This window comes from Caballeronia sp. EK (assembly GCF_014384845.1).
GTDB classification, from domain to species: Bacteria; Pseudomonadota; Gammaproteobacteria; order Burkholderiales; family Burkholderiaceae; genus Caballeronia; species Caballeronia jiangsuensis.
In genome coordinates this window covers 96,151-108,822 of sequence record NZ_JACSUE010000019.1, presented here as the reverse complement: position 1 = coordinate 108,822, position 12,672 = coordinate 96,151, and the positions used below count along the sequence as shown (strand labels likewise).

11 protein-coding genes are annotated in these 12,672 nt (G+C 62.5%); 1 reads left to right on the top strand and 10 read right to left on the bottom strand.

Features of this window, described 5'->3' with window-relative positions; translation table 11 throughout:
* Positions 1-924: 924 nt before the first annotated feature.
* The gene (locus IAG25_RS35645) at positions 925-2,181 is read left to right on the top strand and encodes a tyrosine-type recombinase/integrase (RefSeq protein ID WP_187609044.1); all 1,257 of its coding nucleotides are present in this window, start codon (positions 925-927) and stop codon (positions 2,179-2,181) included.
* Positions 2,182-2,657: 476 nt separating this feature from the next.
* On the opposite strand, the gene IAG25_RS35640 is transcribed toward IAG25_RS35645, so the two are convergent.
* The 10 genes from IAG25_RS35640 to IAG25_RS35595 all read right to left on the bottom strand — a co-directional run bounded on the left by IAG25_RS35640 (position 2,658) and on the right by IAG25_RS35595 (position 12,672).
* Positions 2,658-2,900, bottom strand: coding sequence for a hypothetical protein (locus IAG25_RS35640; protein WP_187609043.1), 243 nt, complete (start codon positions 2,898-2,900; stop codon positions 2,658-2,660).
* 127 nt (positions 2,901-3,027) lie between these two features.
* Positions 3,028-3,633 carry a hypothetical protein gene (locus IAG25_RS41755; protein WP_255504193.1) on the bottom strand — a complete coding sequence of 202 codons (606 nt, stop codon included), beginning with the start codon at positions 3,631-3,633 and terminating at the stop codon, positions 3,028-3,030.
* Positions 3,630-4,181: a glycoside hydrolase family 108 protein gene (locus IAG25_RS35630; protein WP_187609042.1), complete on the bottom strand. Its 552-nt coding sequence runs from the start codon at positions 4,179-4,181 to the stop codon at positions 3,630-3,632. Before IAG25_RS35630 ends, IAG25_RS41755 begins: the two co-directional genes overlap by 4 nt.
* On the bottom strand, positions 4,178-4,549 hold the full coding sequence (locus IAG25_RS35625; RefSeq protein WP_187609041.1) for a hypothetical protein: 372 nt from the start codon (positions 4,547-4,549) through the stop codon (positions 4,178-4,180). The genes IAG25_RS35630 and IAG25_RS35625 overlap by 4 nt, the downstream gene beginning before the upstream one ends.
* Before the next feature lie 63 nt (positions 4,550-4,612).
* Positions 4,613-4,891, bottom strand: coding sequence for a hypothetical protein (locus IAG25_RS35620; RefSeq protein ID WP_187609040.1), 279 nt, complete (start codon positions 4,889-4,891; stop codon positions 4,613-4,615).
* A 9-nt stretch (positions 4,892-4,900) separates the two neighbouring features.
* Positions 4,901-7,228, bottom strand: a complete 2,328-nt coding sequence (locus IAG25_RS35615; protein ID WP_187609039.1) for a pectate lyase family protein — start codon at positions 7,226-7,228, stop codon at positions 4,901-4,903.
* 124 nt (positions 7,229-7,352) lie between these two features.
* Positions 7,353-10,025: a glycoside hydrolase family 73 protein gene (locus tag IAG25_RS35610; protein ID WP_187609038.1), complete on the bottom strand. Its 2,673-nt coding sequence runs from the start codon at positions 10,023-10,025 to the stop codon at positions 7,353-7,355.
* Complete coding sequence (locus tag IAG25_RS35605; RefSeq protein ID WP_187609037.1) at positions 10,026-11,411, bottom strand: hypothetical protein; 1,386 nt, start codon at positions 11,409-11,411, stop codon at positions 10,026-10,028.
* Positions 11,408-12,217 (bottom strand): hypothetical protein, encoded by an 810-nt coding sequence (locus IAG25_RS35600; protein WP_187609036.1) that lies wholly within the window; start codon positions 12,215-12,217, stop codon positions 11,408-11,410. Before IAG25_RS35600 ends, IAG25_RS35605 begins: the two co-directional genes overlap by 4 nt.
* Positions 12,214-12,672: a hypothetical protein gene (locus tag IAG25_RS35595; protein WP_187609035.1), complete on the bottom strand. Its 459-nt coding sequence runs from the start codon at positions 12,670-12,672 to the stop codon at positions 12,214-12,216. The genes IAG25_RS35600 and IAG25_RS35595 overlap by 4 nt, the downstream gene beginning before the upstream one ends.

The following is a 12,672-nucleotide window of genomic DNA, read 5'->3' as shown; positions in this document are numbered from 1 at the left end:
CTGCGAGCCCATGTAACACAAACGGGCTACCGCTTCGGGTGAGCGGAAGAGATCAGTTTCCGCCCACCTGGAATCAATATACAAGTAACCAAAGAAACAGCTATCCCCAGCCTAAGCACTTCATGCCGGCCGCGGCACAGGCGATTGGCCTAATGGCCCGGCAATAGCGAGTGCCCCCACAAGCAGACAAGGGCTTGGACCGCGCACGGTCTGACACATCGCACCACTCGCCTCACTGGTTCAGCACCAAATAGCTCCGGCCCGCTACGCGGCCGACGGGTCAATCGGGTCCGCGCACGCTTCTTCTCGACGGTTTCCCTCGCGTACCCGACGGCAGCGCGTAGCGCTGTGCCGAAGCTCTTTCGTGCTGAACCAGCGCACTGAAACGTCTCGGGCGGCAGACCGTGCGCGAGCCAAGCCCGAGTGGGCCTTCGAGGGCGACACTTAGGCGAGTGCCACCGCGGGCTGGCAAGCATGGCCAAACTACGTGTGACCGCGGGCCTAAACGAGCTGCTTTCTTTGGTTACTTTCTTTGCAGCAGCAAAGAAAGTGACCCCCGCCCCGGGGAGGGGCAGTGCTAATAGACCGACGTGATATCGGGATCCGACGAAAGCAGCCCCCCAATCCAACCCATTCCCCAACGCCACCCGCGCAGCGAAACCACCCCCTACGCTCCGCTAGAATCCTAACTTCAGCGCACGGCCGCGCTCTCCGACGAAGACCGAAATTCATGAAAATCGCCACCTGCAAGCTGGGTCGCTGTATCACGGTTTCTCATGACGAATCCAAATCTCCGCCTCACCCCCGCCTCGCCTAGATTCTTTGTTCCCCTATGTCTCGTATTGCCGCGCTCTGACACGTGGAAATTGGGTAGCTAGGTGGGTAGCTAGCCTATAATGCGCGCCTAGCTACCCACCCTCAGCCATGCCGAAACAATCCCATCTGCTCGACGATATCCAGATCAAACGCTGGATCGCGAAGGGCGAGCCGCTCGCCAAATCTGACGGCGAAGGCCTCACCTTCACTCTCTCAAAAGCCGGAACGGCGAGTTGGATTCTTCGCTACCGCATGGGCGGTGGACGCCGGAAAGAACTCACGCTCGGCAACTATCCGGACGTGTCGCTCGCCGCGGCGCGCAAGCTCGCGCGCTCGCATCGCGCCTCGATCGACTCGGGCGCGGACCCGGCGTCAGAGAAAAAAACCGAGAAGGCGCGCTCGCTCAGCGCCTGGACAGTCGCGGATCTGATCGACGACTTCGACGAGAAGGTGCTAAAACCGCCGCTCGCGAAGGGAACCATTTATTACCGCAAGTGGGACCTCGAAAACGTCGTGCGCCCGAAGCTCGGGTCGCTAGAGGTACGCAAAATCGCGGCGGCCGACGTCGTGCACATGTTGGAGACGAGTAAGCGATCGTGGACGGTCTGTAAACGCATCCTGACGACGGCGACACAGCTTTTCGCGCACGCCTGCGGCAAGCGGATGATCGACGTCAATCCGTGCACTGGCATCAGCCTCAAGTCACTTATGGGTCCGCGCCCGCCGGTCAAGCCCCGAATCATGCTCACCGAGGACGAGTTGCACAAGTTACTCGCCGACATCGACGAGACGATCGGACGCGAGAACGGCCTCGCGCTGCGCATTCTGCTCGCGACGTGCGTGCGGTCAGTCGAGCTCGTCAAGGCGCGCTGGGATCACATGGACTGGGACAACAACACGTGGTGGGTTCCGGAAGAGTCGGTCAAGACGCGATCGGGATTCCTCGTGCCGATCACGCCCACGGTGCGCAGCTGGTTCGAGCAGTTGAAGGCAATCGCGGGTGACTCCGACTACGTGCTGCCGGCGCGGCGCATCGATCGCGTAGAGAAGCACGGCGATACGCACATCGGCAACACGACGCTATGGGCGGCGATTGACCGCGCCTTCACGCGCGGCGGGCTAGAGATTCGCCGTTTCACGCCGCACGACACGCGCAGCACGGCGAAGGGCCACATGCGCAACATGAAGATCCCGAACGAGATTACCGAGATCGCGTTGAATCACAAACTGAAGGGCATGGAGCGGATCTACGACGTGCGCGAGGAAATCCCCGAGCGGCGCGAGGCGCTCGAACTGTGGGCCGCGTTCATCGTTTCGTGCGCGGAGGGAAAAAAGTGGAACGTGCTGCCGTTCAAGGCCGCATAAACGAGAAAGCCACCCGAAGGTGGCTTTTCGATTTCCGCACACTGCCAGTCAGTAACAGAGCGTGTACTGGCCAATAACCCCGTTGTAGATCAGCTGACAACGCGCGAGCACGTCGCGTCCGAGCAGCCCAAATATGCCCTGGGATGCGAGATTTGCCTCTGTTACAGGTAGCGCTTGTATGTTGAACGGCGTTCCGTTTGGAGACGGGATTGCGAGCTCGACATCATACTGATTGCAGGAGACAGGCGCACCGTTTGTTGACGGCGTATGCACCTGAATTGTGCCGGTCGGTTGCAGTTGAAGCGGCCCAAGGAGACCGGGATCGACGGAAGTGTGGCTGGCACCCGTATCAATCAGAAAGATACCGTGCGTCGCCGCTGGGAGAGCTTGCCCCGCTGCTCGCAGGGCCAATTGACGATGGACGCTCGGCGCCAAAACAACGGTAACTAATGGCCCCATAGGGCCGATTTGAAGATTTATGCTGGGCACGGAACGTAGAATCGACGAGTGAAGTTTGCCGCAGACTCAATGCGAGTGATCTGCTTCACCAAGAACGGCTCGAGTTTGAATGTCTGATATCCGATCTTGAGTGCGTCATCGTATGTGTCGAATTTTTCTACCACGTTGTCCCCTTGTATGAGGACAAACTTTCCCTCATCAGCGAGAAGATTAAGTAATTCTCTCTGATAAGTTGCAAGCTCTTTCGCAAGAGCAGTCATGATGAACTCCTGTTGGTGCCTGGTGAGGGTCGTCTTTTTAGTATGTTAGCACCCGCACATTTAGCCATACGTTAGGAAAGAGACGAACTGTCCCGGCAATTCGACGGTTTGGCCCGCTTCCCTTCGCTCAGTTCCCCCGATACAAAGCCGGATCAGGCGCCGATTGCTGCACGACAGTCGGCGCTGGCGTCGTGACGTTCACCGGTGCAGCTGCTGCCGCGTTGCCGACGTCTGCGATCATCTGCGTCTTCTCGCGGCTGTCTTTGCTGGATCCGAAGTAGTAGCTGACGACCGCGATCCAGGCGGTTTGCAGCGCTCCGACCATGACTAGCAGCAAGTCGTGCACGTCCTGACGAAGCGGGGCGAGCATCACAGCGCCTAGACACCCGAAGAAGCCAGCGGTGATACCGCCTGCAAGCCACTGGGGCGTGTGATCGTTCGGGCTTGCGATCTGCCGCGCGCGGGCGTTCTGGATGTCCGCGAGCCGGTTCTGTTCTGCCGTCACCGCGAGCTGCTGCAGCTGCACCTTCGCGTTCGTCTGAAGCTCCTGAATCTTCACGATTGCGTCAGGGTTGCCGACGAGGGCAGCACTCACGGCATCGGGCGTATTCTCGGTGCCGAGCGCTGCCGCGACCAGCCCACCTACCGCTGCTCCGGCGGGGCCGCCCAATAGCGTTCCGACGACGGGTGCGGCCTTGCCGATGACGCCCGCAATATCTCCCCATGTGCTCATGCTGCGACTCCCAGAGCTCGATTCAACTGCCAGCCGTACTCGAACGTTTCCTGCGTCGGATTCGCTTCCGCGATCTCGACATACCGCACCGACTGTTGCGCAGCGATCATCCCGAGCAGCACGCGCCGGCCATCGTTGCCGCGCTGCGCGATGAACGCCTGAAGCGCTGCGATTGTCATTGCGCCGATACCGCCGTCAACTGAGAGGTCAGGGAACGCCTTGCCTTGCTGGTTCAGCACGTTGAGCGCGCGCTGCAGGAACTTGACGCCGGTCGCTGGCCCCATGTTCACACCGATGTCGAGCAGCTTTTCCGCGACATCACCATCGATCGCCTGGACCTGATCGAGCCTCGGCTGGGTCCAGTAGCGCGAGCGATAGATCGCGATCGCGGTGTCGCGCGTCATCTGCGCCATTGGGCCCGTGTAGCCGAAGGCGCGTGCGGTCGCGGCCGTGACGCCCCAAATTGTCTCGCCACCCCTATCGGCCGGGTTATTGGAATAGCCGCCTTCGCGGCCGATCACCTTGTCGATGTAGTCGGTCGGATTCACTGTGTCACCCTCACCTTGAAGTACTGCCAGAGCGCAACGCCGATAAACAGAATCAGCGCCCATAAACCTCTCTCGACTAGCTTGCTGCGCAGGTCCTCGTAGAACTTCGCGCGTGCTTCAGCCTTTCGAATCTGCGCCTCATGCGCGCGGCGGTGGCCATCCGGATCACCTCCCGGAAAGCCCTTTGCCAAGTCATCAACCAGCTCTTTCACGACCTTCAGATCCTTTTCCAAAACCGCAAGAGAACTCGTGTTCTCGACGTGCCGCAGTCCGAAATCGACGGTCAGTTTGTTGAGCGCGGCGAGAATGGCGCGCATGTCGTCGCCTTCGGTACGCGGCGGATGGCCCTCATGCTGCATCCGCTCCATTTGAGTTCCCCGTTATGTGGCTGTTGTGTTTTTTATGTGGTGCCGCGCGGGCGGCACTTCCCTTTACACGTCCACCGCGTCTTCGAACTCGGGCAGCGTCTTCAGATAGGCATAGGCCTGCGTGAAGGGATCCGCACCGGCGACGTTGAACGACACGCCGTTGTATGACACGGCTGCATCGGACAGCATGTTGTTCGAGTCAGCGGCCGCGTCTTGCGACGGATACATCCACACGCCGAACGACATGGAATTGCCCGACAGTTCGATCTGCGGAAGAACGACTCGGTAATAAGCCGCAGGAATTTCCAGCGTCTTGTAGGTGGCAGATTTTTTGAGTGCCATTTCGATTCCTTAAGATTGAGTTCCGACCACGGTTCCGTCCGTGTCCGTTGAAGGCGCGCTGTTCTTGATGCGAAGACGACCCGAGCTATCGACCCACAGGTAGTAGGCGCCGAGCTTGAAGGGAAGCGCTCCGTTCCAGGCGCTCGAGTACGTCACAAGCTTGTTCGTCAGCAGCCATCGCGAGGTGGCGCTGTCGTAAATCAGCGAGACCGCCGTGTTGTTCGAGGACAGCGGATAGTTGTCCGGGACCGCGATATTCCCGCCGCTGACGAGCGTGACCAGACGGCTGGACGAAGCGGAGCGCAGCACGATCTGACGGCCATCGGAGCCGTTGTTGATCGTGGACAGCGAATCGCTCGACGCGGCGCCCTCGGTGTCGACCGCGAAGTACGTGCCGGTGTCGGGAATCGTGATCGCGTCGCTTGCAATGGTCTGCGTCGGCGCGCGCGGCGTCGTAACCGTGCGGCTTGCCGGAGTCAGCGCCGCGAACGCGGGCGCCTCGTTCATGCGATCGGTGCGCTTCCAGCGTCCCGCGCCTGATGTCTCCGAGATCACATCGAATGCGTTGGGCGAATCCTGGCTCGTCGAATCCCACCTGAATTCGCCGTCCGCCGCGCTATCGAACTCCGCGCCCGCATTCGCGCGGATCGTCTGCGCGAACTTGCGGCGTGCGTAGCTCGTCGAGGGGATGGCCGTTGGGTTCAGCGTGTAGGAGATGGCGGGAATCTTCTCCGGTTGAAACGATGCGAGCGTGATGCCATCTGCTGCGACCGTAGCGCTCGTGTAATCGACCACGCCCGGACCGTCCGTCGCACCCGTGCCGCCGCCAAGCGGAACCTGAGCCGTGCGTACGGCATCGACGCCGGACCAGCCGGTGCCCTTTGCCGACATGAAATAATCGCCACGCGAGATAGCAGCGCCGCCGGTGGCCGTCAGAATGCCGTAGGCCGCGCCCGTCGTGCCGTCGTCGCGCAACTGCTCCGAGATGCGATGGACGTTATTCACCGAGTCGACGAAGGTCTGAGAGACCACCTTCGGTTGACGCTGCCCCACCGAATCGAAATAGTTCTGATACATCGTGACGAACAGCTTGACCGCGTCAGGCGCCGCCGTCGGGCACCATGCCGGAGGGCTCGGGTTGTAGCACGCGAGCGAGCCCAGGAGCATGCCCTTATCGTGCTGGCGGATCAGACAGCGCGACACCGTGATGCGGCAGCCGGACGGCATCTCGACGAGCGTCGACATATCAATACATCCGTCACCGGCATATCGGAACGAACACTGATCGATCCACACCTTGTCGACGGTATCCGGCGTGATCCAGATGCCATCACGCAGCGTTACCGTCGCGCCCGGAACCGAGCTGAACTGCAAGCGCCGGACAATGACGTTCGTGCTGTTGATGAGCTTGAAGCGAGTGACGTCTGTCGGCGCCCAGACTCGAGCGTTACGGCCCGGAGCATCCACCGTGATATTCGACGGCATGATGATCTGCGAGTTAAGGAAGACGTCGAAGTTGCCTCGCGGATGGAACAGCACGCGCCCCGAGCCCGCGGTGCGTACCTGCTCGATGCACCACCGCAGCGAGCCCGATACCAAGATGTCGTCGCTCGTGTTCGTCACCCAGTAGATCGTCCCGCTGCCACCACCGGTCGTTCCACCGCTCGCCGCGTAGCCGACCATCGTGGAGAAGTCAGTCGACATCGAATCGGCCTGCGCGCGGTTGTACGCGACGGTCTTCGTTGCGGCCGAAAAGAAGCGCGTGATGCCGTCCTGAAAAGTGAACTTCCCGCCACCCACGTCCGAGAAGTCGAGCGGCACATTCGTCGCGGTGTTCGCAAGAACGACAAGCGTCAGGTTCTCTTTGCGCGTGTGGACCAGATCGCCCGCCAGAAGGTTGGCGACCGGAAGCGACGCGAGGTCGTCGAGGTTGTCCACCTCGATGCCGGCCATCTTCTGGACGGTGCCGCCCTTCGATCCGATCAGCGTTGCGCCGGTCGGTGCCGCGAGGTCGGTGTACACCTTCGCCAATCCAGCTTGCAGATCGTCGATGCTCTCGCTAATGCCCTCGGTTGCGTCGACGACCGGCTGATCCCAGATCGTGACGCCCTGCGCATCCTTGAGCACCTGACGATACGATCCGCCGCCCCAGATGACCGCTTCTCCGCGCGCATCGAGCACAACGGGATTCGTGTTCGGGATGGTCATTGCCTCGTCTTGCCACGTGTCTTTCTTGTTCTCCGTGCTGGGCTCGTAGAAATAGACCTTCCCGCCGATCAGAGGCCGGCCATTGAGGTCCGTGAAACCTGTCTTGCCCTTGGGCAGAATGGATGCCATGGTCTAATATCCCCGAATCGATAAGGCGAAAAACATGAAAGATCTCTGGTTCTGGTTCGTCAGCACGGTGACTTCACAGAAGTTCGTCATTGGCGTTGTCTCGTCGGCGCTTTTCACGTGTTTCCTAACGCTGATGTCCAGGCTGGGCGACGAGAGCCCCGCCCGCTGGCGCAAGAAGTGGGAGAAGCGGGTTCAGGCTCCCTTTGACGCCCGGGTTCGCCGTGGCTCGGATCTGCGCGGCGAGTGAGTTTGCGACCGTGCGCTCGTCGAGAAACTGGTTCACCGAATTGCGCACGATGTTCACGCCGGGAAAGCCCCCGACCTTGCCGCTCATCTTCGAAAGCAGGTTCATCACGGCCGCACCCGTATTCGAGTTGTTCACCGCCGATCCCGCCGGCTGCGCCTGAATGTTCCCGGCCACACGGCCGATCTGCCGCAGCTGCGCCGCCACATCGGAACCGAAGATTGCCTGCAGCTTCGCGTCGCCGATCGAATTCAATGCCTTGTTGAATCCCGCCTGCGAGAACGTCCCAATCTCGTCGCTCGCGCCGTTCAGCGCCTTGGACTTCAGGTAATCGGCCATCTGCGCGCGCAGCTGGTTACCCTGATCCGGAACGAGGCGCAGCAGCGAATTCACGTCGCCCACATTCCCGTTCACCACATAGCGCTTGAAGAAGTTGTCAGGCACTGCGTCGCCGTTCACGACGGCGCGCAGCGCCGGATTGCTGTCGATCGTGCCGAAGCGTTGCGCGGCCGCCGCGCGCGCCTGCCCGAAGGCCTGCACCGCTTCCTCGCCGGGATTCGACGGCGGCAGCGGCGCGCCGTGCGGCACGATCTGATTGCCGCCGAACTGCGTCGAGCCTTGCAGCGGCTCTGCGCTTTCGAGTGCGTTGCGCACCACGCCGAGCGCGTGCCGCTGGTTTCCATCGGTCGATGACCGGATCGCGCGCGAGAGCTGCGTCTTGAACTGCTCGGACACGCCCACGGTCAGCGGCAGATCGCCCGACGAAATCTGATTCATCGTCGTGCGCGCCCATTCCGGAAGATGCGCGTGCGCGAGGTCCTGATCGAGCGTCGTGTTCGCCTGATTGACGAACGTCGTGTGATCGAGCGGAATGTCGCCGCCGTTCAGCGAGCGGGCGCGGTTATAGAGGCCGGTCACGTTCGCACGCGCCGCGTCGTCGACGCCCTGCAGCGCATTGATCGTCGACTGACCAGCGTTGAATTCGCCGGGCGCATTCGCCGCGCCGCGCTCGTTCAGCGCGCCAATGAGGGCGCGGTTCTGATCGGCGAAGCGCTGCGTGAGCGGTTCTCCAGCGCCTTGCACGCCCCGAAAATTGCGCTCTTGCGCGAACTGGATCGGGTCGCGCGTGGACTGCCCGAGCGTCAGACCAGCGTCGCGGCCTAGCACCGCCTCGCCTTCTGCGCGGCGCAGAATCGACGCCGCGTCGGTCGTCTTGTTGCTCGCGAGCGCGTCTGCGACCTGAGCGCGCACACCGTTGCGGATCGACTCCGGGATCGCCGCGAGGTCGATGCCTTCCTGTCGCGCGACTTCGACGAGCAGCTCGTCGGCGTTCGTGTTGGCCGTGCGCTGAACGCCGGGCGTCGCCGACTTGATCGCGGTCACGACGCGATTCGCGCCATTCACGAGCTTGTCCAGTGCCGCGCCCGCCGTCGCGCCGATTGCGCCGCCGGCCGCCCCGCCGAGCGCGCCCCCGCCAACGCGCGATAGCTCGGTTCCGATCGTATCGTCGCCATGCAGTGGCTGCGCCCCCGCCGTTGCGCCGCCAGCCACTGCGCCGCGTAGCGCAGCGGACGCCACGCCGCGCGTGCCTGCCATGATGGGGCCAGCCGCCATATTCACTGGATTCGCCATCGCGCCGGCAATGTCGCCTACCGTCTGCTCCGTCGCATTGGCCGGTGCAGGCGTCACTGCATCGACACCGCGCCGGATGAGCGTGTCGACGTCCTGCAGGTGCGGGTTATGGCCGATCGCATCGCCCACCGTATTGATGAGCGCGTTAACAGGGTTAGCGACCAGTCCGACCGCGTCGGCGATGCCATGCCCAGCCGCACGCGCAGTCAAACCGAGTTGATGGCCGACGGAATCGAGGATCGGCGGATTTGCGCGCGCGCCGCCGGGAGAGCCTTGCTGTGATTGGGTTTGCGATTGAATGCTTGCATTATTCCGCGACCCCAGCGCCGCGAGTAAGTCGTCGTCACTGATGCCCGAGAGATCCTGAGGCGTCGCGGCGTTGGCCGTGCCCGAGATGGCACTCGCAACCGCGTCGCCGACTCGCGCGAGCACGCCCGGCTGCTTCGACTGATTGCGCTGCACGGTCTGCACGACGCTCGCAAGCTTCGCCCCGTAGTTCGGGTCTTCCGCATAGCCTCGAAGGCCGCCAGCGAACTTCTGGACGTCCGATCCCGCACCAACGACGCCGGGATATTTTCGCGCGAGCAGCGACGCCTGATCGGCGGCGAACGCATCGGGCGACGAGTACGCGCGATAGTTGTCCGTCGAGCCGGTCATGTTGTCGCGCGCGGCGAGACCGCCGCCGGAGAAGTCCTTGATGTTGCCCAGATTGTTCGTGCCCGGCACGACGGACTTGCCCCACCCGGTTTCGAGGCCCCACTGTGCGAGCAGCAGATCGGGATCGACGCCGAGCTTCTGGCCGGCGGCTTGCGCGGTGCCCTGATGCTGCGCAATGAACGCCGCGGGCGTGCCTGCGGCCTTCGGCGCGGGGCCGAGCGCGGACAGCAACTGATCGTCGGACAGATTGCTCAGATCGGCCATTTAATGCCCCATCGCTTGGAGTTTCGCGGCGAGCGCGGGATTGTTGGCAGCACGGCGCAGCAACTCGGCGCGCGCGGCGTCCGGCGCGATCTGCGCCGCCGGCTGCTTCTGCGCTGCGGGCTGCTGCGCGGCCGGGCGCGGCTGATTGCCGTAGTCCTGATTCGCGTTCGAGATGATGCCGCCGATCATCGACGCGCCCGGGCCCGCCTGCGCCTTCAGACCTTCGATCGCGAGATCACGCGCGCGGGCCTTCTGTTCGATCGTCGCGGCGCTGTCGCCCGGCTGCGGGAAGTATTTCTTAGCTTCGTTTGCATATTCCTCGTTGGAGATCGCCGCACCCGACTCCTTACGAAGAACTGCCGACACGAAGTTGCGCTGCGCCTGCTCGTAACTCTGCTGCTGATCGTTCGGAGCCCCAGCCCAAGTCGGCAGAGAATTAACAGCGTTTCCAAGCGCATTGCCCACGACCGGGATCCCCTCGACACCTTGCTTGATGCGACCACCATTGGTAATGCCAGAGGCCTCAAGCTGGCGAAGGGTGTTCTGCGCGTCAAGCGCTCGCGCACCAAATGCGACGGCATTCGACTGCTCACCGGTCAGGTTCGCGGCGGTCGTTGCAATCGGATTGCCCTGCGCGTCACGCACCGGGACAGATTGACCAGTTCGCTTGTTGATGACGACACCGTTCTTCGCGTCATATTCGAGCCCCCGCGTCAACGCGCTCGCCGCTTCCGTCGCTGAATTGGCTTGCGACACGGCAAGCTGGCCGGCGGCGTTGCCTTCGGTCGCCTGATTGTGGCGCTGCGTTTCGGTGAACTGGCTCTGCGCGAGTTGATCCGCGAGCGTCTTGTGCTGCTCGTCGAGTTGCTGCAGGACGGTGAGCGCTTGCTTGCGCGCGTTCGCAATGACCGTCGGATCGTAGACAGCCGGCGCGTTGTCCAGCGACGACGGTCCGAGATTCGTATGCGCCCATTGGCGCGCGGCATCCCACGACGCTTGATCGGTCACGCTGCCGAGCACCTGGCCGACCGTTTGCAGCTGCGCGCCCGCGGCTTCGAGTCGCGTCTTCTGCTGCGTGAGCTTCGCCGTGTCGGCTTCCATCAGCGATTTCTGAATGCCCGGAATCGCCGAGCCATAGCCGGATTGCACGACCGCGCCGAGCAGGCCTTGCTGATTGACGGTGCCGTCCGCATTCAGGTTTCTCGCATAGGCATCGTTCAGAGCCGCGTTCTGGCCGACCTCGCGCTGCTTGTCCGCGATGGACAGATCGAGCAGCTTGTTGCGCTGCTGTGCGTCCTGAATGGCCGCGACCTGAGCGTATTGGGTCAGCGGGTTCTGAATCTGAACCGGCTGGACTTGGAGGGCGATGGAAGGATCGAGGCTCATACCGGGTTCCCGTAAGCGTCAGTCGCGGTCGATGTGTTCTTGTTGAGAAGGCTGCTCAACAACTGGTTGCTCTGATAGCCATTGATGGCGCCGGAAATGCCGTTGCTGATCGCGTTTGCCGAACCCACCTGACCAGCAGCGGTAGCCGCCGCGCCTGATGTCAGCGTGCCCGCGATGCTGTTCGTCGATGTCGTGCCCAACTGCCCCGTCTGTGCTGCGGCGTTCGCGCCGGTCTGAACGAGCCCGAGCAGACGGTTTACGTTGTCCGACGCCACGCCGTAGTTCGTCGTGTAGTTGCTCAGCGCGTTGTTGCGATTCGTCGAGTAGGTCGAGAGCGCCCGATTGTAGACGTCGTTGTAGGTCGAGTCCGCGAGGCCCGTGGCGTACTTCTCCGCACCTTTGACCGCAGCACCGGACGATCCGAGTCCGCGCGCCGATGCGCTGTTCTGCGCCGCCTTCAGCCCTTGATCAAGCGTGAACTGATAGCCGGGCGTCGTCTGCGCTTGCTCCGCAGTAGGTGCTGTAAAAGACCCGTAGCTGAACGTCGACGAGAGCAGCGGATTCTTGATCGAAGCCAGCAGCGCATCGATATTGCCTGACCCGAGATCGCGGTATGGCTGCAGATCGCTGCGGACCTGTTCCTGCTGCTGTTGCTGAAGCGCTGCCGCATTGGTCGCCGCGTCCGCCTGCGTTTGCGCCGCATCCTTGGACGCGTTGCTGCTGATGATTGCGCCGCCGACCGCGCCGGCTGCAGCGAGCCCGCCACCGACGACCGCCGCCGTCGCGGCCGAGATTCCGAAACTCATGCTTTCACCTCGATACGATTGTTCAGCGCCTGCTTGTTCTCGCTCCCGCCGAGCAGCTCGGAAGCCTTCGATTCGGTCAGTTCCTCGACGAGCTTGTCGAGGTCCGTTTCGTCCGTCGCGTGCACAGTCGTCCAGTACGTGTCTTCGTGCGCATAGCCCGCGCGCTTCGCGCCGGGCTTCGAGACGAGGATTGCGTGCGCGTCCGTCAGGCGCTTCACCCCGTCATCCGTCGTCACGGTCATGTCGCCCGACACGATGCAGAGATGCTCGGTCTTATGCACCGCGCCCGTGAGCGTGACGCCCTTCGGGATCAGCATCTTTCGCGCATACAGGCCGGGCGCGAAGTGATGCCACACAGGACATTCCACTTGCGGCAATCGCGCGAGTTCGTCTTCGAGCGCGAACACGCGCTCGCGCATCGGACGATTGTCGGTCGTGGTCAGTTCGCTCGACAT